This window comes from Kangsaoukella pontilimi, assembly GCF_009830125.1.
GTDB classification, from domain to species: Bacteria; Pseudomonadota; Alphaproteobacteria; order Rhodobacterales; family Rhodobacteraceae; genus Kangsaoukella; species Kangsaoukella pontilimi.
The window spans coordinates 974,610-995,131 of the sequence record NZ_WUPT01000001.1; the positions used below are offsets into that span (position 1 = coordinate 974,610).

Sequence of the window (20,522 nt, forward strand, 5' to 3'; positions counted from 1 at the left end):
TCACGAAAACGCGTTCACGAGAATGCGGCAGAAAAATGACACAAGCTAAGGGTGAGCGGCCGTTCGCGCGGACGAACCAATCGGGGCGCCTCGGCGGGATTGACCCTCAGCTGTCCGAATCGTCGCGCTCGGGGCGCGGCAGAACCCGCAGAACCGAAAGCCAGACGCGCCCGCCCTCGCCCGTCTCGGGCACCGTAGCCACCGGCTGGCGCTGGCCGAAGACGTCCAGAACCGGCCCCGCCGGCCCGCTCTGCTCGGCGATCCGCGCCGGCAGCACCGCCAGCGCCGAGTTCGGGCCGGGATGGGCCACGCTGATCAGCAACGCGTCGCGCGGCACGCCAAGGCGCACCCGCTCGCCCATGCGCGCCCGGACCGGCACGCGAAGACGCGCGCCCGCGCCTGCGGCCGCATCCTCGCCCGACCCCGTCAGGATCTCGCAGATCGCGTCCTCGCCCTCATGGCCCACCACTCCCGCGATCAGGTGGAACGGCGCCGCGCGCCAGCCCGAAATCCGGCCCTTGTCGATCAGAAGCGTCCGGTCGGCCAGCGTCGCGATCTCGTCGGTGGCATGGGTTACATAAAGCGCCGGCACCTGCGCCTCGCCTACCGCGCGCGCCAGATAGGGCAGTACCTCGGCCTTGCGGTCGGCATCCAGTCCCGAGAGCGGCTCGTCCAGGAACAGGACCTGCGGGTTGGCCGCCAGCGCCCGGCCAAGCGCAACGCGCCGCGCCTCGCCGCCCGACAGACCGTCGACGCCACGCGGCAGCAGAGGGGCAAGGTCCAGCGCCTCGACGATCCCGTCGATCGCGGTCACATCCCGGCGCTTGGCGCCATAGCGCAGGTTCTGCTCGACGCTCATATGTGTGAAAAGATACGGCTCCTGAAAGACAAAGCCGATGCGCCGCGCCTCTGGCGGCGTATAGCCGCCCGGCCCGTCCCAGGACTGTCCGCGAAACCTTACCTCCGCCGTGTCGCCCGTCCGGGCGTCCAGCCCGGCCAGCGCGCGCAAAAGCGTTGTCTTGCCGCTTCCCGAGGGTCCGGACACCGCCGTCACACCCCTTAGAGGCACCTCTCCGCCCATATCGAGCGTGAAGGACGCGCTCCGCTCCAGGTGGAACCGAAAGGCGAGCGTGTCAGCCAATCCGCGTCCCCCCGTTCCGGTTCAGCGCATAGACCACGGTCAGCACAAGGAACGAGAACACCAGAAGCCCCGCCGACAGCACATGCGCTGTCGCATAGTCCAGCGTCTCGACGGCGGTGAAGATCTCGATGGAGATCACCCGAGTCCGGCCCGGAATATTGCCGCCCACCATGAGGATGACGCCGAATTCGCCGATGGTGTGGGCGAATGTCAGGACGGCGGCCGTCAGAAACCCCCGCCGCGCTAGCGGCATCGTGATCGAGAAGAACGCGTCCCGCGAGGTGGCCCCAAGCGTCCGCGCCGTGTCGATCGTGGTCTGCGGCACCGCCATAAATGCCGTCTGAAGCGGCTGCACCGCGAAGGGCAGCGAATAAAAAAGCGACGCAATGACGAGGCCCGTAAAAGAGAAGGTCAGCGTCTCGCCCGTGGCGCTCAGCCAGAGCGCGCCCAAGGGGCTGTCCGGGCTCATCAGGATCAGAAGGTAAAAGCCCAGCACCGTCGGCGGCAGCACCAGCGGCAGCGACGTCACCGCTTCCAGAAGCGGGCGGATGCGTGCGCGGGTCCGCGCCAGCCACCACGCGAAGGGGATCGCGAAAGCCATCAGGATGATGGTGGTGATCGCCGCCAGTTGCAGCGTCAGGGATATGACGGGCCAGAGGCTCATTCCGGCAGATCAAAGCCCGAAGCCGCGATGATCTCGGCTGCCGCGTCGCTCCCGAGGAACGCCCAGAACGCCGCCGCCGTCGCGTTCTCTGACGCCCGCGCCAGAAGCGTCCCATCCTGCCGGATCTCGGGATAGAGTCCCGTCAGGTCCAGCACATGGGGCGGGTCGAGCCGCTCCAGAAGCGACGCCGCGACAAAGGCGAAATCGGCATTCCCGGTGCGAAAGACGGTGGCCGCCTGCCCCACATTGCCCACGAGGATCGGCTGGAAGGTGGCCGTATCCATGCCCAGCCCCTCCATCGCCGCCGTCGCCGCCAGCCCATAGGGTGCCACCAGCGGATCGGCCAGCGCCACATTCGCACCTGTCACCATCTCCGCCGCAGCCTCCCGCGTCACTGCCTCCCGGCTGACCAGGACCAGCCGCCCGAGCGCATAGGGCCGCACATCCGCCGTCAGCCCCCGCGCCGCCAGCTCAGCGGGCCGCGCGTCATCGGCAGCCAGAAAGATGTCGAAGGGCGCGCCGGAGACGATCTGGGCAAAGATCTGCCCGGTCGAGCCATGGGTCAGCACGACCGCGTCATCCGTCTCGGTCTCGAAGGCTTCGGCCAGCAATTCCGCCGCCGGCAGAAAGTTCGACGCGACCGCAATCGTGACCTCGCCCGCCCGCACCGTCGCCGGGGTCAGGGCCGTCAGGACCGCGACCGCGAAAGCCGCCAGAATTCCGAATGTTCTCATGGCTCTTTCAGGCCATGACCGGGCGGGATTTGCAAGTCTTCGCCGACGCGGCAAATGGGCTCTTTACGCGCGCGAGCGGGCCTCTACGTCAATACCCATGCAGGATACCCGTGGAGCAGCCGCACAGCGGCGGAACGACCTTACGATTTACGACGACGTGGCCGCCGACTGGTGGAGCGACCACGTCCCATGGCTCAGAACGCTTCGGAACATGGTTCCGGGGCGCCTCAAATGGTTCGACCGGCATATCGACTGGGCCGGCAAACGCGTGCTCGATCTCGGCTGCGCCGGCGGCTTCATGGCCGAGGAACTGGCCCGCCGGGGCGCCTTCGTCACCGGCATCGACCCCGCCGCCCAGGCCATCGCCGCCGCCCGCACCCATGCGCAGGACGAGCGTCTCGATATCCGCTACGATGTCGGCGTGGGCGAGGCGCTGCCTTATGACGATGGCGCCTTCGACGCGGTGGTCTGCGTGGACGTGCTTGAACATGTCTCGGACCTGCAGAAGGTCATCGATGAAGTGTATCGCGTCCTGACACCGGGCGGCGCGTTCCTTTTCGACACGATCAACCGCAACCCGGTCTCGCGGCTGGCTGTGGTGACGGTGGCCGAGAATGTGCTCGGCCTGCTGCCCAAGGGCACCCACGATCCCGACATGTTCATCCGCCCCGACGAGCTGCGTCAGGCTCTGAAGACCGCCGGCTTTGAGATCGGCCGCTTCACCGGTCTCGGGCCGCGCGGCCTGACCCGGAAGGGCGATTTCACCTTCGGACCCCTACCGCTTCAGACGGTGATCTACATGGGGATGGCCACGCGGCCGGAGTGATCTGTGCCGGATGGCAGACGTCGGAAGCCGCGCGAGCGGCTCTTCTGCGCGCCCTCCGATTTTCGATCAAATTATCAGAAAATTTGCCCAAAACTTAAAATCGGCACAGGCTGGAGGTACGAAACTAAGGGAGGGGAATAGCAATGGCGATTTTCGACACGCTGAACGCAGCCATCAAAAACCGGGACGCGGATGCTTACACGGACCTCTACAGCGACGACGCCGTATTCGTGCGGCACCAGACCGGCACCGAAATGCAGAAACCGGAATTCGACGCCCTGATACGCCGCATGATGGCATCAGACGAGACGGATATGGGCGACCGCCGCTGCATTTACGAGAATGACGACATTCTGGTTATGCACTCGATCAACGACTATCCGGACGGCACCCGCGAGGCGGTGCTGATGTCGTGCCTCAAATCCGATGGAAAGATCAAACGGGTCGAGACCGGAGCGACACCGCTTAGCCGATAGGCTGTGAAGAACGTATAAGAGTGGTGCCCGAGGTCGGACTCGAACCGACACGATATTGCTACCGGCGGATTTTGAATCCGCTGCGTCTACCATTCCGCCACTCGGGCGCACCACGGCTGTCTTAGCGCGGGCCAGCGCCCGCGTGAAGCCTCAAAGTCGGTTCGCGCTGAACGTATCGCAGGCGCGCACATCGCCCTCGTTGTAACCCGTCGCGAACCAGCGCTGGCGCTGTTCCGACGTTCCATGGGTGAAGGTGTGGGGCTGCGGCACCCGTCCGGCATTCCGCTGGAGCGTGTCGTCTCCGATCTGCTTGGCCGCGTTCAGCGCCTCGTCAAGATCGCCCGGCTCCAGCGAGCCGAACCGGGCCTCGGCGGCGCGCGCCCAGATGCCGGAATAGCAATCCGCCTGCAGCTCGATCCGGACCGAGATAGCGTTCGCACGCTCTTCGCTCGACTGGGCGCGGATCTGGTTGGCCTGACCGAGGATGCCCAGCTCGTTCTGCACGTGATGGGCGACCTCATGCGCCACGACATAGGCCGCGGCAAAGTCGCCGCCCGCGCCCATGCGCCGCTCCATCTGCGTGAAGAAGGCGGTGTCGAGGTAAATCTTCCGGTCCGCCGGGCAATAGAACGGCCCCGTCGCCCCCGACGCACCGCCGCAGGGTGACTGCGTCACGCCCTTGTACAGGACCAGCGTGGCGGGGCGGTACGCTTCGCCCACCTGGCGGCGGAAAATGTCGGCCCAGACCTCTTCTGTATCGGCCAGCGTGACTGACACGAACTGGCCCGCGCGCTCATCCGCCTCGGTGATCTCGGCGGGCTGCGACTCCTGCGTGCCCACACCCGTGGCCTGCAAAAGAGGTGTCACATCGATCCCGAAGAAATAGCCGATGCCCAAAACGATCAGCACGCCGAATATCGACAACCCGCCGCCCACGCCGCCCATGCTCCGGCGATCCTCGATATTCCGGCTTCCGCGCCTGCCCCGCCATTTCATTGTGACCCTCCTACCAATCCCGGCCAAGAATACAGCCGAGGTGCTTGACGTAAAAGCCGCAGCGTGACCATTGAGTTCCGAAGCAAAATCCCACGGGCAGCATGATCCGCAAACTCTATGACTGGACGATCTCGATGGCCGCGCATCCGCGCGCCCTCTGGGTGCTGGCTTTCGTGTCCTTCATCGAAAGCTCGGTCTTTCCAATTCCGCCCGATATCCTGATGATCCCGATGATCGTCGCGCGGCCCTCTCGCGCCTTCCTGATCGCTTTCGTCTGCATGGCCGCCTCGGTGGTGGGTGGCGTCGCGGGCTACCTGATCGGGATGTTCGTGTTCGAGGCGATCGGCCAGCCGGTCCTTGAATTCTACGGCAAGGCCGACAGCGTGGCCGAGTTCAACGCCCGCTTCAACGAATGGGGCGCGTGGGCGGTGCTGGTGGCGGGCATTACGCCCTTCCCCTACAAGGTCATCACGATCATGTCGGGCTGGACGGGCCTCAATATCGGGGTCTTCATCGTCTCGTCGATCATCGCGCGGGGCTTCCGGTTCTTCGTTCTCGCCGCGCTCCTCTGGAAATTCGGCGCGCCGATCCGCACATTCATCGAGAAATACCTCGGACTGCTGTTCACGCTGTTCGTCGTTCTTCTCTTCGGCGGCTTCTACGCTCTCAGGTACCTATGACGCTGACACGCAAAAACACGATGCTTCTGGCCGCAGGCGGCTCTCTGGCTCTGCTTCTCGGGGCGTTCTTCTTTCAGGCCATCGGCTACGCGCCCTGCAAGCTCTGCATCTGGCAGCGCTGGCCCCACGGCGCCGCCATCGCGGTGGGCGCGATCGTGCTTCTGACCGCGCCCCTCGTCCTCTGGGCGCTCGCGGGCGCGCTCTCGGCGGCCACCTCCGGCGGGATCGGCATCTATCACACCGGTGTCGAACGCGGCTGGTGGGAAGGCCCGTCCACCTGCACCGGCGGCGGTAACGCACTGGGCGGCATGTCCGGCGCTGACCTGCTGTCGCTCGACGTACCTGTCGACATCGTCATGTGCGACGAGGTCGCCTGGGCCTTCCTTGGCCTCAGCATGGCAAGCTGGAACGCGCTCGCCTCCTTTGCGCTCGCCGCGCTCTGGCTATGGGCGCTCGGGCGGCCCGGGCGGGCCGCCTGACCGGCCTCAGTGAAGGGCGATCTCGCCCGTCACGTTCCGCCACTCTCCCGGCGACAATTCCCGGCGATGCACGAACCGGACCGAGTGCAGCGGCCCCTCGATCTTGTCCTGCCAGAATTCGATGAACTTGAAGAGCCGCGGATGATCCGGGGCGATGTCGTAGTCCTGCCAGACGAATGTGTTCAGGACGTTCCTGTAATCGGGCATCCGGTAGAAAATCTCCGCCGTGGTCAGCCCGTATCCCTTCAGAAGAAGTTCGGTCTCACTTGTGCTCATCGTCACCTCGTAAACTGCTCACAAGCCGAGTGACGCATGACTTCGGATTCTTTTCAACAAAAACAGTGTGTTGTCAGTCCGCCTCCGTGGCTGCCAGCCAAAGGCGACTTGGGCGTTGCACCTATCTCTAGTGGTCTGATAGACTGCTTAAGACAAGATTTAGCGGCCCGATGAAAAAGCGAGCAATTCGTGACCGATACGCCAGAACCCCCTGAAAACGTGGATGAAAACGGCCCCGAGACGCCCCGTTACGACGGGCCGCAGATCTCGATCGAAGACGAGATGCGCACGTCCTATCTGGACTATGCCATGTCGGTCATCGTCAGCCGCGCGATCCCCGATCTGCGCGACGGTCTGAAGCCGGTGCACCGCCGCATCCTCTATGCGATGCACGAGTCCGGCAACAGCTACGACAAACCCTACCGCAAGTCGGCCCGGCCCGTGGGCGACACGATGGGGAAATACCACCCTCACGGCGACAGCGCGATCTATGACGCGCTGGTGCGGATGGCGCAGCCTTTCTCGATGTCCCTGCCGCTTCTCGATGGTCAGGGCAATTTCGGCTCGATGGACGGCGATAACCCGGCGGCCATGCGCTATACCGAAGTGCGCATGGACAAGCCCGCCGCCTTCCTTCTGGCGGATATCGACAAGGATACGGTCGACTTTCAGGACAACTACGACGGCAAGGACCGCGAACCCTCCGTCCTGCCCGCGCGCTTTCCCAACATGCTTGTCAACGGCGCGGGCGGCATCGCCGTCGGCATGGCCACCAACATCCCGCCCCACAACCTGGGCGAGGTCGTCGACGCAACGCTGGCGCTGATCGAGAACCCGGACCTCTCGTCCGAAGCTCTGATGGAGCATGTGCCCGCCCCCGATTTCCCCACGGGCGGCATCATCCTGGGCCGCTCGGGTGCACGGAAGGCGTATATGGAGGGGCGCGGCAGCGTCATCATCCGCGCCAAGACCCATATCGAGGAAATCCGCAAGGACCGCTACGCCATCGTCATCGACGAGATCCCCTATCAGGTGAACAAGGCCTCCATGGTCGAGCGCATCGCCGATCTCGTCCGCGAGAAGAAGGTCGAGGGCATCAGCGGCATTCAGGACGAGTCCGACCGCGTCGGCGTCCGCGTCGTGATCGAACTCAAGCGCGACGCGACCCCGGACGTGGTTCTGAACCAGCTCTTCCGCTTCAGCCAGATGCAGACGTCCTTCGGCTGCAACATGCTGGCGCTCAATGGCGGCCGGCCCGAGACGCTGACGCTCCGCGATTTCCTGACCTACTTCATCGGCTTCCGGGAAGAGGTCGTCGCGCGCCGCACGGCCTATGAGCTTCGCAAGGCCCGCGAACGCAGCCACATCCTCTGCGGTCTGGCCGTCGCCGTCTCGAACGTGGACGAGGTCGTGGCGACGATCCGCGCCTCCGCCGACGCCGCCGAAGCGCGCCAGAAACTGATGGAGCGCCGCTGGCCCGCCGCCGATATCGCGGATTACATCCGCCTGATCGACGACCCGACCCACACGATGAACGATGACGGGACCTATAACCTGTCTGAAACACAGGCCCGCGCGATCCTCGAACTCCGCCTTCAGCGCCTGACCCAGATCGGCGTCAAAGAGGTCACCGACGAACTCGAAGAGCTCGCTGCCAAGATCAAGGATTACCTCGACATCCTGTCCTCGCGCGAGCGGATCATGTCGATCATCTCGGACGAGCTGACCGAGGTGCGCGAGCAATTCGCCGTCCCCCGCCGCACCGAGATCGTCGACTGGTCGGGCGACATGGAAGACGAGGACCTGATCGAGCGTGAGGACATGGTCGTGACCGTCACCCAGTCCGGCTATATCAAGCGCACGCCGCTAGCCGATTTCCGCGCCCAGAAGCGCGGGGGCAAGGGCCTGTCGGGTGGCGAACTCAAGGAAGACGATGTCGTCACCACGCTCTTCGTGGCGAACACCCATACGCAGCTTCTGTTCTTCACCACCGACGGGATGGCCTACAAGCTCAAGACATGGCGCCTGCCCCTCGGCGGGCGAACGTCGCGCGGCAAGGCCATCGTCAACATCCTGCCCATTCCGCAGGGCGTCTCCATCGCCGCCATGATGCCGGTCGACAGGGACGAGGAAGACTGGGACCAGCTTCAGATCGTCTTCGCAACCTCCACCGGCGACGTGCGCCGCAACGCGCTCTCGGATTTCACCAACGTGAAATCCAACGGCAAGATCGCGATGAAACTGCCCGAGGGCGTCAGCCTCGTGAACGCGCGTATCGCGTCCGAGGATGATGACGTCATGCTCATCACCGCCAAGGGCCGCGCGATCCGCTTTCCAACCACCGCCGTCCGCATCTTCAAGGGCCGCGATTCGACCGGCGTGCGGGGCATCCGCCTCGCCAAGGGCGACGAGGTTGTCTCGGCCAGCGTCATCCGCCATTTCGAGGCGACGCCGGACGAGCGCGCCGCCTATCTCAAGATGCGCCGCGCCGTGGCGGGCGTCACCGAAGAGGCCGAGGCCAGCGACGACGAGGAAGTGACGGCCGACGTTGCCCTCCCGCAGGAGCGCTATGCCGAGATGTCGGCGGCCGAAGACCTGATCCTGACCATCACCGCCGAGGGCGCGGGCAAGCTCTCGTCCAGCCACGACTACCCTGTGCGCGGGCGCGGCGGTCAGGGCGTCCGTGCCATGGACGCCGCGATGCGGGGCGGCGACCTCGTCGCCTCCTTCCCGGTCGAGATGCAGGACCAGATCATGCTCGCAACCTCGACGGGTCAGTCGATCCGCGTGCCGGTGGATGGCATCTCCTTCCGCTCGCGCGGCGCGGGCGGGGTGCGGGTCTTCAACACCGCCAAGGGCGAGACCGTGGTCAGCGTGGCCTGGATCGCCGATAGCGACGAGGAAGACGGCGCCGAAGCCGAGACCTGACAGAACGGGCGAAGACGTTAACCTTCGTTAACAACTTCGCCCGTTAACCAATTGTTAGGATTTACGTTTCTTTAACGCCCAACTTTTGCCACATTTCCCTCGGGTGGAGCACTACCGACCGAGGGGGTCACGATGAAAACCGCAATTCTAGCCGCCGTCATGGGCCTTGCCGCCGCGCCCGTGTTTGCCGAAAGCAGCCTTGGCATCGAAGGGGCGACGCTCTCTTTCGGCATGACCCAGGACGAAGCCGGCGATGCTCAGACCCAGGTCCGCGCCACCGTCGACGTCGCCGTGACGGGCGCGCATGGCCTGCAAGGCGATCTGGCCTTCGAGGATACCGCCCACGGCACCATCGGACGACTGACTGGCCATCTCTACATGGACCCGGTCGCGGGGCAGAAATACGGCCTGTTCCTCGCCATGTCCGATCTCGACGGGCGCTCGCTGACCTGGGGCGAACTGGGCGCCGAGGGGCAGCTCGAGATCTCTGACACGCTCACAATAGAAGGCCGCACCGGCCTTGGCCGCGCCGACAGCGGCAGCCTGGATTACATCTTCGGCGGTGTCGCGCTGGCCGCTGCGCTCACCGACAGCTTCGACGTGGAACTGTCTCTGGACGTTGCGGATTTCGACGAGGCCGCCTTTCGCGCCACCGCCGTGGATCTGGGCCTCCGCGCCAATTACAGCCGCGAAGGCAGCCCCTGGGGCGTCTATGCCGAACTGATCCATAGTGACCTGACGGGCCGCGATGGCGCGCCCGCCGAGACGCGGCTGGGTCTTGGCCTGACCATGGCCTTCGGAAATGCGGGCGGCGTGTCGACCGACGGGCGCGCCTTCCGCGACCGCGATCCGGTGGCGGCGCTGATCCGGCGGGGGCTGCGCTGACCGGCCGCTGCTGTGGGTGGGGGGAAGAAGGGCGGCGATGGGGCCGCCCTTCTTTTGCCATGCATAAGCCCAACCTTTTCCCCCATCCCTCCAAGCTCTGACCATCTTCGACCGCAAAACAATAGGTCGAAGCCGCGTTTATTGTTCAACGCACGAAGATCTTCGGTGTCGAGTTCTGACCGGGCACGTCAGCCCACATATGACCGGGAACACCTGATGACGCCCCGCACGACCCGAGACGCCCGCACCCTTTTGTCAGGCCACAGCACCGTCCGGCTTCTGATCGTCTCCTGGTTCGTCGCGCTCGCGCTTCACCTGATTCCCGGCACCGACATGTCGGCCCTCCTCGACCCATTCCTGCCCTCTGCCGCTGCCGAAATGCTGACCAGCGCCGTGATACTGACCCTCTCCGCCATGATCGTGATTGGCTTGCAGCGCCGCGCCGCCGCGCTTCTTCTGGCGCTTCTGACCTTCTGGGCCAGCTATATCGGCATGATCTCGGCCCCAGTCCACGCGCTTGGCGCCTTCTGGCGCGACCTGGCCCTGATCGGCGCGCTGGTGATGACCTATGCCGACCGCGCGCCCGCAACTCACCCAGGCTCAGACCAGTCGCCAACGACCCCGCGCGCAAAGACACCGCCGCAAGGGACCCGCCGGATCGACCCCGACCTCTTCCGCCAGGACCTTGCCCGCGTCCGCTGACACTTCCAAAAGCGCCTTACACGCGCTACATCGCGGGCCATGGCAGAGAACACCCTTCACATCATCGGCGGCGGTCTTGCGGGCAGCGAAGCCGCCTGGCAGGCGGCGAACCGCGGCATCCGCGTCGTCATCCACGAAATGCGGCCTCAGGTTGAGACCTTCGCGCACAAGACCGGCAATCTGGCCGAGATGGTGTGCTCGAACTCGTTCCGCTCGGACGATGACGAACAGAACGCAGTGGGCCTTCTTCACTGGGAGATGCGTCAGGCGGGCGGCCTCATCATGGAGATGGGCGACCGTCACCGCCTGCCCGCTGGCGGCGCGCTTGCCGTCGACCGCGAGGCATTCTCCGAAGCCGTGACCGAACGCCTGATGGCCCACCCCAACGTCACGGTCGAGCCGGGCGAGATCACGCAGCTCCCCGAGGACGGCCAGTGGATCATCGCCACCGGCCCCCTCACCTCGGGCGCGCTGGCCGAGGCGATACGTGCCGAGACGGGTCAGGACAGCCTTGCCTTCTTCGACGCCATCGCGCCAATCGTCTATGCCGAGACCATCGATATGGGCGTCGCCTGGGAACAGTCCCGCTACGACAAGGGCGACACCGAGGCCGAGCAGAAGGCCTATATCAACTGCCCGATGACCCGTGACCAGTACGAGGCCTTCATCGACGCGCTGATTGCGGCCGACAAGACCGAGTTCAAGGAAGGCGAGACGGCGGGTTATTTCGACGGCTGCCTCCCGATCGAGGTCATGGCCGAACGGGGCCGCGAGACGCTCCGCCATGGCCCGATGAAGCCCGTGGGCCTGACCAATGCCCATAAGCCCGATGAAAAGGCATATGCCGTCGTGCAGCTTCGCCGCGACAACGCACTCGGCACGCTCTACAACATCGTGGGTTTCCAGACCAAGATGAAGTACGGCGCGCAAACCGATGTTTTTCGAATGATTCCCGGTCTGCACGATGCCAAGTTCGCGCGTCTGGGAGGCATCCACCGGAACACCTTCCTGAACTCGCCCCGCCTCCTTGATAGCGAGATGCGCCTCAAAAGCCGCCCCAATATCCGCTTCGCCGGTCAGATCACCGGTGTCGAGGGATACGTGGAATCCGCCGCCATGGGCCTTCTGGCGGGTCGCCTCGCCGTGGCCGAGATCACGGGTCAGACCCTGCCGGCGGTCCCGCATACCACCGCCACCGGCGCGCTTGTCATGCACATCACCGGCGGCGCGGACGCCAAGACTTTCCAGCCGATGAACGTCAATTTCGGCCTCTTCCCGCCCATCGACGCCAAGGGCGGACGGCGCGGACGCCGCGACCGCTACAAGGCCTATACCGACCGCGCAAAGACCGACTGGCAGGACTGGCTTGCCGCCAGCGCGCCCGCCCGCGCCGCCGAGTAAGCCCATGAGCGAGACGCCCAAGGACGACCTCTGGTCCCGGCTGACCCCGGAGGAATCGCAGCGGCTCTATGCCGGCTGGGCCGAAAGCTATGACGCCGACGTGGCCTCCTGGGGCTATGCCACGCCTGCCCGCCTCGCCCTTGCGCTCAGGCAGTCCGGCGCGAATGTGGAAAAGCCCGTGCTCGATGTGGGCTGCGGCACCGGGCTCTGCGGCATGGCGCTAAGGGCCGTGGGATTCGACGTGATCGACGGCACCGACATCTCGCCCGAGATGCTGGCCCGCGCCGAGGCGCGCGGCGTCTACCGGCAGGTCTGGAAGGGCGAACCCGGCACGCTGGGTCACATCAAACCCGCGGATTACCCCATCCTGTCCGCCTGCGGCGTCGTCGGCCACGGCGCCGCCCCGCCCGAGATGCTGGACCTTCTCATCGCCGCCCTCGGCGCAGGCGGCCTCCTGGCCTTTTCCTTCAACGACGCCACGCTGGCCGACCGCGCCTATACCGACCGGCTCGACATCGCCTGCCTCGCGCCTGACATCGAGCTGGTCTTCGAGCAACACGGTCCCCACCTGCCCGCCAAGGGCATGATGTCCACCGTCTATGTCCTGAAACGGACGTGAGAACCCGCTTCGCCCCCTCTCCCACGGGTCCCCTGCACCTGGGCCACGCCTATTCCGCGATGCTCGCCCATGACATGGCCCGCGCAGAGGGCGGAGACTTCCTGCTCCGGATCGAAGACATCGACCAGAGCCGCGCCCGCCCCGAATGGGAAGAGCTGATCTTTGAAGACCTCGCATGGCTCGGCATCATCTGGGACGGCCCGGTCCTCCGACAGTCCGACCGCATGGACGCTTATGAGGCCGCGCTCACCTCGCTCTGGCGGCAGGGGCTTCTCTATCCCTGCACCTGCACCCGCCGCGACATTGCCGAGGCCGCCAGCGCCCCGCAGGAGGGCGCGCCCCTCCTCGGCCCCGACGGCGTGATCTACCCCGGCACCTGCCGGCCCGGCTGGGTCGTGCCGCCAGAGATGGATCTGCCCCGCGACGTCGCGCTGCGCCTCGACATGGGACAGGCCGTCGCCCGCGCCTTCGACCACCGCGTCGGCAAGGCGGGCGCGGAGCGCGTCGCAGAGTTCGAGGAAACCGGCCATGGCCCGAACGGCGAGCGCGGGATCATGGAGATCGACGCACGGCATATGACCCGCGAGGTGGGCGACGTCGTCCTCGCCCGCCGCGACATGGGCACGTCCTATCACCTGTCGGTGGTACTCGATGACGCGGCGCAGGGCATCACCCACGTCATCCGGGGCGAAGACCTGTTCGAGGCGACAGCGATCCACGTCACTCTGCAACGGCTACTGAACCTGCCCACGCCGATCTACCACCACCACCGGCTGATCCGCGACGAGGCAGGCAAACGGCTCGCCAAACGCGACGACGCCCGCGCGATCCGGCTTTACCGCGATGAGGGGGCAAGCCCCGAAGACATCCGCCGCATGGTCGGGCTTTGAGGCATTCAGGCTCGCAGGTGGGCCGGAGTGCGCTGGCTCTCGACTTCGGCTCGAACGCAAAACCCGGTGCGGGCTGCCCGGGCCCGGAACGCCTTCAGACTTCGGGCTTCATTAGTTCGACCTCGTCATCGTCCCGAACAGCCGTGTAAAAACACGTCCGCCGGTTCGTATGGCACGCCGGGCCTGTCTGACGCACGCGCAACAGCAGGCAGTCCCGGTCGCAATCCACGCGGAAATCCAATAGTTCCTGCACATGGCCCGAGGTCTCGCCCTTGACCCAGAAGGCCTGGCGCGACCGCGACCAGTAGGTAACGCGCCCGGTTTCCAGCGTCTGCATCACGGCATCCGCATTCATCCATGCCATCATCAGCACCTCGCCCGTCTCGGCATCCTGCGCGATGGCGGGGATCAGCCCGTCCGGGGTGAACTTGAGACTTGCGGGATCGAATGCCATGGGGCAGTCCTTTGCAGTATCGCGGGTCCGCCCTAGATAAGGGGGGGCCTGCCGGAAGGAAAGACATGGCCGACACCGACCTGATCAAGCTCTACTCGGGGCGCATCCTCGAACTTGCTGCGGACATCCCGCTGACGGCGCGGCTCGACGCACCCGACGCGACGGTCAAGAAACGCTCGCCCCTCTGCGGATCCACAGTGACGGTGGACGTTGATGTGACCGAGGGACGGATCACCGGGTTCGGTCAGGACGTGAAGGCTTGCGCCCTTGGTCAGGCCTCTGCCGCGATCCTTGGGCACAACGTCATCGGCCGCACCCGCGCCGAGATCGAGACCGCCCGCGACCAGCTCAAGGCGATGCTGTCCTCTGGCGGCGACGTCCCCGACGCGCCCTTCGACGGCTATGACGTGCTGATCCCCGCGCGCGATTTCCGCAACCGCCACGCCTCGATCATGCTGGCGCTTGAGGCGACGGCCGAGGCCATGGCCAACATTGAGAAAAACCAGAAAAGCGCCTGATCCCAAGGCCCTTGCACAACGCCCTAAACCAAAAAAAACGCCGCACACCCGGGACGGGGTGGCGGCGTCAGTGGCGTATCTGGTTCAAATGTCGGCTCGGGCTCGGGACAGAGCACCAATGGGACAGGCAGGTCGCATCACGATTGGGGACAGGATGCGCGTGCCGACATTCCAGACCGCAGGCAGAGGGATGTCAGAGAAGGCTGGGCAGGTTCAGTGCCACCACCAGAATCGAGATCAAGGCAACCGCACCGGCAAAATCCTGAACAAAGCCGGGAATATCACGCGCGATGGTGTCTTTGATGTCCTGCATGGCGGTCACTCCGTTCTGGATCAGGCAGCGGGCGGGCTGCGTTGTTCTCATATTGTTCTCATATGGCGGAACGCCTGTAAAGAACTTTTTGAGAACAAACCGGAACAAAAGGGAACGCGCGCGCTAACCCACGGAAATCATGGCCAAAGCCTTGTCGGCCTCCAGCAGCCACAACAAGTGCCGCGCCGCCTGCCCCCGTGGCCCGGTCAGCCCCGGATCCTCGGAAATCAGCTTTCGCGCATCGTCCCGCGCCACCGCCATCAGCGCCGCCTGCGTGTCCAGATCCGCGATCCGGAACCGCGGTAACCCCGACTGCGCCGTTCCCAGAACATCGCCCGCGCCGCGCATCGCCAGGTCCTCTTCCGCGATCCGAAACCCGTCATCGGTCTCGCGCATGATCTCCAGCCGCCGCCGCCCGGTCTCGCTGAGGGGCGACTGATAGAGCAGCAAACAGGTCGAGGCCGCCGCCCCCCGGCCCACGCGCCCCCGCAACTGGTGCAACTGCGCCAGACCGAAATGCTCGGCCCGCTCGATCACCATGATCGAGGCATTGGGCACATCGACGCCCACCTCGATCACCGTGGTCGCCACCAGCACGCTGGTCTTGCCAGAGGCGAAATCGGCCATCGCCGCATCCCGCTCCGGCCCCGGCATCTGCCCGTGCACCAGCCCGACGGCACCGTCCCCCAGGGCCGCGCGCAAGACCTTGAACCGCTCTTCGGCGGCGGTCAGGTCCACCACCTCGCTTTCATCGACCAGCGGGCAGACCCAATAGGCCTGCCGACCCTCGGCGATGGCGCCCCTCAGATGCTCGACCACCTCATTGAGCCGCCCCATTGAGGTCAGCGCCGTCTTGACCGGCGTCCGCCCCGGCGGTTTTTCGTCCAGCACAGACACGTCCATGTCGCCATATTGCGCCAGGCTGAGCGAGCGCGGGATCGGTGTCGCCGTCATCACCAGCACATCCGCCTTCTCCCCCTTGGCCCCAAGCGCCATGCGCTGCGCCACGCCGAAGCGGTGCTGTTCGTCGATGATGGCAAGGCGCAGGTCGCGGAAGGTCACATCGTCCTGAAAGACCGCATGGGTGCCCACGAGGATATGGATATCACCCGCCGCCAGCGCCTCCAGCTTGGCGCGCCGCTCGGCGCCCTTGTCGCGCCCCGTCAGACGCTCGATCACCACCCCCGCCGCCTCGGCCAGAGGCGTCAGCGCCGCCAGATGCTGCCGCGCGAGGATTTCGGTCGGCGCCATCATCACGCCCTGCCCGCCCGCTTCGACAGCAACCAGCAGCGCCATGAAGGCGACGAGCGTCTTTCCCGCGCCCACATCGCCCTGCAGCAGCCGGTTCATGCGCGTATCCGCGGCCATATCCTCGGTGATCTCCCGGATCGCGCGGTCCTGCGCGCCAGTGGGGCGATAAGGCAGCGCCGCCAGAACCCTGCCTTGCAACCGCCCCGTCGCCACCGAAGGCCGCCCCTTCTGCCGCCGCCGCTCGCGCCGGGCCAGCGCCAGCGTCAGCTGATGCGCGAGGAACTCGTCATAGGCGAGCCGTGCCCGCGCGGGTGCCTCGGCGCGGATATCGGCCAGCCCCTCGGGATGATGCGCCGCGCGCACCGCCTCGCCCCAGGCCGGCCACTCGCGCGCGTCGACGAGCGACGAGTCGATCCATTCCTCCAGATCCGGCGCACGCTCTACAGCCGCCGCCGCCGCGCGGCCCATCACCTTTTGCGACACACCCTCGGTCAGCGGATAGATCGCCTCGAATTCCGGGATCTCACCCGCCTCGTTCGGCCGGACCGCGTAGTCCGGATGCACAATCTGGTAGAGCCCGTCGAACAACTCCAGCTTGCCCGAGATCACGCGGGCCTCGCCCTCGGGGAACTGCTTTCTCAGCCAGTCCTCGCGCGCATGAAAGAAAACCAGCTGAAAGGAGGTGCCCGCATCCGCCACGTCGATCCGGTAGGGCCGCCCCTTCTGCCGCGCGGGATGGTGCCGCGTCACCTCGACGGCGACGGTCACGTGATCGCCAGGCGTCACCCCCGTTACGGTCTCGCGCATCCGGCGGTCGATCACGGCGAAGGGCAGCGTGAACAGCATATCGCGCGGCGTACGAATATCACGCTTTTCCAATAGCTTGGCTGTCTTCGGCCCGACACCGGGAAGCGTCTCGATCTCCGCGAAAAGCGGAAACAGGCGTTCCGGCCGCCCGGTCATGCGCCCTCGATCAGGGCGAGCCAGGCGTCCTCGTCAAGAAGCGTCACGCCCAGTTCCCGCGCCTTCTTCTCCTTCGAGCCCGCGCCCGGCCCCGCCACCACGATATCGGTCTTGGCCGAGACCGACCCTGAGACCTTGGCGCCAAGCGCCTCGGCCCGCGCCTTGGCCTCGGCCCGCGTCATCCGCTCAAGCGTGCCGGTAAAAACCACCGTCTTGCCCGCGACGGGGCTGCCCTCGGTCTGGGGCGAGGCGACGGGTTCGACCTCGGTCAGCTCCGCGATCAGCCGGTCGATCGAGGCGCGCTCCCGCTCCTGCTGCATCGTCGTGACGAGCGACCGCGCCATGACTGCACCCACGCCGTCGATGCCGGTCAGGTCTTCCCATTCCGGGCCCTCGTCCACCACTGCTGCCCGCATCGCGGCGTCGAAGGCATCCCATGTCCCGTAATGCCGCGCCAGAAGCATCGCCGCCGCTTCGCCCACATGCCTCAGACCGAGTGAAAAGATCAGCCGGTTCAATGGGATGCGCCGCCGCTCGTCGATGGCGTCGAACAGGTTGTTGGCCGACTTCTCGCCCCAGCCCTCGCGGTTCTTCAACTGCTGAAGACCCGACCCGAACCGCTTCTTCAGCGTGAAGATCTCGGCGGGCTCCCGCACCCAGCCATCCTCGAAGAATTGCTCGACCTGTTTCGCGCCAAGCCCCTCGATGTCGAAGGCCGCGCGGCTGACGAAATGCTTCAGCTTCTCCACCGCCTGCGCCGGACAGATCAGCCCGCCAGAACAGCGCCGGACCGCGTCGCCCGGCTCGCGGATCGCCTCGCTTCCGCATTCTGGGCAGACGGTCGGAAAGTCGTAGGGCACCGCATCCGCGGGCCGCTCGGACAGATCCACATCGGCCACCTTGGGGATCACGTCCCCCGCGCGATAGACCTTCACCCAGTCGCCGACGCGAATATCCTTGCCGTCGCGAATAGGCTCTCCGTTCGAGTCGCGCCCGGCGATGTAATCCTCATTATGCAGCGTCGCGTTCGAGACCACCACGCCGCCAACCGTCACCGGCGTCAGCCGCGCGACGGGGCTGAGCGCGCCGGTCCGGCCCACCTGAATGTCGATCGCTTCCAGCCGGGTCCATGCGGTCTCGGCAGGGAATTTATGCGCAATCGCCCACCGGGGCGTGGTCGAGCGATAGCCGAGCCGCCCCTGCAGCGCGAGGTCGTCGACCTTGTAGACGACCCCGTCGATGTCATAGCCGAGCGTCGCGCGCCGCGCCTCGATATCGCGATAATGCGCAAGGATATCGTCGACCCCCTCGCAGCGCGCGGTCAGGTCGTTGGTCCGGAACCCGAGCGCGGCCAGCCGCTCGATCGCGCCCATCTGGGTGTCTGCCAGCGGTTCGGAATGCGCGCCCCAGGCATAGGCGAAAAAGCCGAGCGGGCGCGCGGCGGTGATACTCGCGTCGAGCTGGCGGAGCGATCCGGCAGCGGCATTTCTCGGGTTGGCAAAGGTCTTGGCCCTCGCCTCGGCCTGCCGCGAGTTCAGCGCATTGAAGTCGTCATGGGACATGAAGACCTCGCCCCTCACTTCCAGCACGTCGGGCGCACCGGTCAGGCGTTCGGGGATATCCGTGATGGTCCTCGCGTTTGCGGTCACGTTTTCGCCCACGCGCCCGTCGCCCCGCGTCGCGGCGTGGACCAGTGCGCCACCCTCATAGCGCAGCGACAGAGACAGTCCGTCGATCTTCGGCTCTGCGGTGACGGCAAGCGCCGCGTCGTCGGACAGGCCCAGGTATTTCCGGACCGACCGGATGAACTCGGTCACGTCCTCGTCGGTGAAGGCGTTGCCGAGCGACAGCATGGGCCGCTCATGGGTGATCTTGGAAAAGCCCTCGGCGGGTGCGGCGCCCACCTGTTCGCTCGGGGAATCGTCCCGCTTCAACTCGGGGAACGCGGCCTCGATCTCGGCGTTCCGCCGCTTCAGCCGGTCATACTCGGCATCGCTGATCTCGGGGGCGTCCTCCTGGTGATAGGCAAGGTTCGCCTGTCCCAAGAGTCGGGCGAGCCGCTCAAGTTCTGCCCGCGCCTCGTCCGGCGTCATGTCGGATACGCGCCGCTCGTCGCTCATGGCCCCTCCTGCTGGCGATCTTCAGCATGGATAGGCGCGGCGCCGCGCGGCGTCCAGCCCGCGCCGCCGCCCGGGGCGAGGTGGCGCGGCCCTCAGGCCGAGGCGGCAATGCGTTGAGGATGCTCTTCCGGCGCGGGGTCACGCAGCACATAGCCCCGGCCCCAGACGGTTTCGATATAGTTGTCGCCTTCGGTCGCCTCGGAGAGCTTTTTCCTCAGCTTGCAGATGAAGACGTCGATGATCTTAAGCTCCGGCTCGTCCATGCCGCCATAGAGATGGTTGAGAAACATCTCCTTGGTCAGCGTCGTGCCCTTCCGAAGCGAGAGCAGCTCCAGCATCTGGTATTCCTTGCCCGTCAGGTGGACCGCGCGGCCCTCGGCCTCGACCGTCTTGGCGTCCAGGTTCACCGCGACCTTACCGGTCTTGATGATCGACTGTGCATGGCCCTTGGACCGGCGGATGATGGCGTGGATACGCGCGACCAGCTCTTCCCGGTGGAAGGGCTTCGTCAGATAGTCGTCGGCCCCGAAGCCGAAGCCCTTCACCTTGTTCGCCGTATCGTCCGAGCCGGTCAAGATCAGGATCGGCGTCTCGATCCGCGACATGCGAAGCTGGCGCAGCACCTCGTGGCCGTCCATATCCGGCAGATCGAGATCGAGGAGAATCAGGTCGTAGTCGTACAGTCTGGCGAGGTCGATCCCCTCTTCCCCCAGATCCGTCGCATAGACGTTCAGGTTTGCGTGGGTCAGCATCAGTTCGATGCTGCGGGAAGTGGTGGGATCATCTTCAACCAAAAGGACGCGCATATCGTGTTCTCCGCATTCAGCCCAAGTCGGGTACACATTGCAGCCAAGTGGTTAATTGGCGGTTACCAGTCGTGATCTTAGTGAAACAACCTAGAGTTGTCTATAGCGCTGAATAGATGTTGCTTTCAACGCAACCTCGCCATGCTGCTCAACCGCAGCGTGCCAGGCTGACAACTCCTCATCCGACAGACCATAGCTTTCGATGGCTTCCTCCCGCGTGATGAGTCCGCCCTCGATCGCGCGCACGACCGCTGCCTTGCGGCTGGCGACCCACCGGCGCGTCAACGGATCGGGCAAGTCGGCACGCGTCATGACCGTACCGTCCGGCAACGTGACAGCGCGCGGCCCGTTGACCTTCTTCAGATACATTTTCGTCGTCCTCGCTACCTTCCGGGGCCCG

General features: G+C 65.7%; 21 protein-coding genes and 1 tRNA gene. 11 read left to right on the forward strand and 11 right to left on the reverse strand.

Annotated elements, in window-relative coordinates:
* Window positions 1–106: 106 nt before the first annotated feature.
* From GQ651_RS04920 to modA, 3 genes are read right to left on the reverse strand one after another with little or no spacing between them, the layout of a single operon-like run.
* Window positions 107–1,141 carry an ATP-binding cassette domain-containing protein gene (locus GQ651_RS04920; RefSeq protein WP_160763073.1) on the reverse strand — a complete coding sequence of 345 codons (1,035 nt, stop codon included), beginning with the start codon at window positions 1,139–1,141 and terminating at the stop codon, window positions 107–109.
* On the reverse strand, window positions 1,134–1,805 hold the full coding sequence (gene modB / locus GQ651_RS04925; protein WP_160763074.1) for a molybdate ABC transporter permease subunit: 672 nt from the start codon (window positions 1,803–1,805) through the stop codon (window positions 1,134–1,136). The genes GQ651_RS04920 and modB overlap by 8 nt, the downstream gene beginning before the upstream one ends.
* Entirely contained in the window at window positions 1,802–2,539 is a 738-nt protein-coding gene (gene modA / locus GQ651_RS04930) for a molybdate ABC transporter substrate-binding protein (RefSeq protein ID WP_160763075.1), read from the reverse strand. Before modA ends, modB begins: the two co-directional genes overlap by 4 nt.
* A 97-nt stretch (window positions 2,540–2,636) precedes the next feature.
* Here modA and ubiG point away from each other — a divergent pair, with 97 nt between their 5' ends.
* Window positions 2,637–3,365, forward strand: a complete 729-nt coding sequence (ubiG, locus tag GQ651_RS04935; protein ID WP_160763076.1) for a bifunctional 2-polyprenyl-6-hydroxyphenol methylase/3-demethylubiquinol 3-O-methyltransferase UbiG — start codon at window positions 2,637–2,639, stop codon at window positions 3,363–3,365.
* A 143-nt stretch (window positions 3,366–3,508) separates the two neighbouring features.
* Window positions 3,509–3,841 carry a nuclear transport factor 2 family protein gene (locus GQ651_RS04940; RefSeq protein ID WP_160763077.1) on the forward strand — a complete coding sequence of 111 codons (333 nt, stop codon included), beginning with the start codon at window positions 3,509–3,511 and terminating at the stop codon, window positions 3,839–3,841.
* A gap of 21 nt (window positions 3,842–3,862) precedes the next feature.
* Here GQ651_RS04940 and GQ651_RS04945 read toward each other — a convergent pair.
* Together GQ651_RS04945 and ypfJ are read right to left on the reverse strand one after the other, a co-directional pair.
* Window positions 3,863–3,948 (reverse strand) — tRNA-Leu (locus GQ651_RS04945).
* Between the two features lie 43 nt (window positions 3,949–3,991).
* Window positions 3,992–4,837 carry a KPN_02809 family neutral zinc metallopeptidase gene (gene ypfJ, locus GQ651_RS04950; protein ID WP_160763078.1) on the reverse strand — a complete coding sequence of 282 codons (846 nt, stop codon included), beginning with the start codon at window positions 4,835–4,837 and terminating at the stop codon, window positions 3,992–3,994.
* A 101-nt stretch (window positions 4,838–4,938) separates the two neighbouring features.
* On the opposite strand from ypfJ, the gene GQ651_RS04955 reads away from it, so the two are divergent.
* Both GQ651_RS04955 and GQ651_RS04960 read left to right on the forward strand, forming a co-directional pair.
* A complete protein-coding gene (locus tag GQ651_RS04955; RefSeq protein WP_160763079.1) occupies window positions 4,939–5,517 on the forward strand; it encodes a YqaA family protein in 579 nt (192 codons plus the stop codon).
* A complete protein-coding gene (locus GQ651_RS04960) occupies window positions 5,514–5,996 on the forward strand; it encodes a disulfide bond formation protein B (RefSeq protein ID WP_227257959.1) in 483 nt (160 codons plus the stop codon). The genes GQ651_RS04955 and GQ651_RS04960 overlap by 4 nt, the downstream gene beginning before the upstream one ends.
* A gap of 6 nt (window positions 5,997–6,002) precedes the next feature.
* Here GQ651_RS04960 and GQ651_RS04965 read toward each other — a convergent pair whose 3' ends face one another.
* Complete coding sequence (locus GQ651_RS04965) at window positions 6,003–6,272, reverse strand: usg protein (RefSeq protein ID WP_160763080.1); 270 nt, start codon at window positions 6,270–6,272, stop codon at window positions 6,003–6,005.
* 189 nt (window positions 6,273–6,461) lie between these two features.
* Here GQ651_RS04965 and gyrA point away from each other — a divergent pair, with 189 nt between their 5' ends.
* The 6 genes from gyrA to gluQRS all read left to right on the forward strand — a co-directional run bounded on the left by gyrA (window position 6,462) and on the right by gluQRS (window position 13,697).
* On the forward strand, window positions 6,462–9,200 hold the full coding sequence (gyrA, locus tag GQ651_RS04970; protein ID WP_160763081.1) for a DNA gyrase subunit A: 2,739 nt from the start codon (window positions 6,462–6,464) through the stop codon (window positions 9,198–9,200).
* A gap of 132 nt (window positions 9,201–9,332) precedes the next feature.
* On the forward strand, window positions 9,333–10,085 hold the full coding sequence (locus GQ651_RS04975; protein ID WP_160763082.1) for a hypothetical protein: 753 nt from the start codon (window positions 9,333–9,335) through the stop codon (window positions 10,083–10,085).
* A 216-nt stretch (window positions 10,086–10,301) separates the two neighbouring features.
* The gene (locus tag GQ651_RS04980; RefSeq protein WP_160763083.1) at window positions 10,302–10,787 is read left to right on the forward strand and encodes a hypothetical protein; all 486 of its coding nucleotides are present in this window, start codon (window positions 10,302–10,304) and stop codon (window positions 10,785–10,787) included.
* A 39-nt stretch (window positions 10,788–10,826) separates the two neighbouring features.
* A complete protein-coding gene (gene trmFO, locus GQ651_RS04985; RefSeq protein ID WP_160763084.1) occupies window positions 10,827–12,188 on the forward strand; it encodes a methylenetetrahydrofolate--tRNA-(uracil(54)-C(5))-methyltransferase (FADH(2)-oxidizing) TrmFO in 1,362 nt (453 codons plus the stop codon).
* 4 nt (window positions 12,189–12,192) lie between these two features.
* The gene (locus GQ651_RS04990; protein WP_160763085.1) at window positions 12,193–12,807 is read left to right on the forward strand and encodes a class I SAM-dependent DNA methyltransferase; all 615 of its coding nucleotides are present in this window, start codon (window positions 12,193–12,195) and stop codon (window positions 12,805–12,807) included.
* Window positions 12,804–13,697, forward strand: a complete 894-nt coding sequence (gene gluQRS / locus GQ651_RS04995) for a tRNA glutamyl-Q(34) synthetase GluQRS (protein ID WP_160763086.1) — start codon at window positions 12,804–12,806, stop codon at window positions 13,695–13,697. The genes GQ651_RS04990 and gluQRS overlap by 4 nt, the downstream gene beginning before the upstream one ends.
* Before the next feature lie 94 nt (window positions 13,698–13,791).
* On the opposite strand, the gene hisI is transcribed toward gluQRS, so the two are convergent.
* Window positions 13,792–14,151, reverse strand: coding sequence for a phosphoribosyl-AMP cyclohydrolase (gene hisI, locus GQ651_RS05000; protein WP_160763087.1), 360 nt, complete (start codon window positions 14,149–14,151; stop codon window positions 13,792–13,794).
* 65 nt (window positions 14,152–14,216) lie between these two features.
* On the opposite strand from hisI, the gene GQ651_RS05005 reads away from it, so the two are divergent.
* The gene (locus GQ651_RS05005; protein ID WP_160763088.1) at window positions 14,217–14,669 is read left to right on the forward strand and encodes an iron-sulfur cluster assembly scaffold protein; all 453 of its coding nucleotides are present in this window, start codon (window positions 14,217–14,219) and stop codon (window positions 14,667–14,669) included.
* A gap of 436 nt (window positions 14,670–15,105) precedes the next feature.
* On the opposite strand, the gene recG is transcribed toward GQ651_RS05005, so the two are convergent.
* The 4 genes from recG to sciP all read right to left on the reverse strand — a co-directional run bounded on the left by recG (window position 15,106) and on the right by sciP (window position 20,491).
* Complete coding sequence (recG, locus tag GQ651_RS05010; RefSeq protein ID WP_160763089.1) at window positions 15,106–17,196, reverse strand: ATP-dependent DNA helicase RecG; 2,091 nt, start codon at window positions 17,194–17,196, stop codon at window positions 15,106–15,108.
* Window positions 17,193–19,316, reverse strand: coding sequence for an NAD-dependent DNA ligase LigA (gene ligA / locus GQ651_RS05015; protein ID WP_160763090.1), 2,124 nt, complete (start codon window positions 19,314–19,316; stop codon window positions 17,193–17,195). Before ligA ends, recG begins: the two co-directional genes overlap by 4 nt.
* Window positions 19,317–19,408: 92 nt before the next feature.
* Window positions 19,409–20,122, reverse strand: a complete 714-nt coding sequence (ctrA, locus tag GQ651_RS05020; RefSeq protein WP_160763091.1) for a response regulator transcription factor CtrA — start codon at window positions 20,120–20,122, stop codon at window positions 19,409–19,411.
* 90 nt (window positions 20,123–20,212) lie between these two features.
* Window positions 20,213–20,491 carry a CtrA inhibitor SciP gene (gene sciP, locus GQ651_RS05025; RefSeq protein ID WP_160763092.1) on the reverse strand — a complete coding sequence of 93 codons (279 nt, stop codon included), beginning with the start codon at window positions 20,489–20,491 and terminating at the stop codon, window positions 20,213–20,215.
* Window positions 20,492–20,522 lie beyond the last annotated feature (31 nt).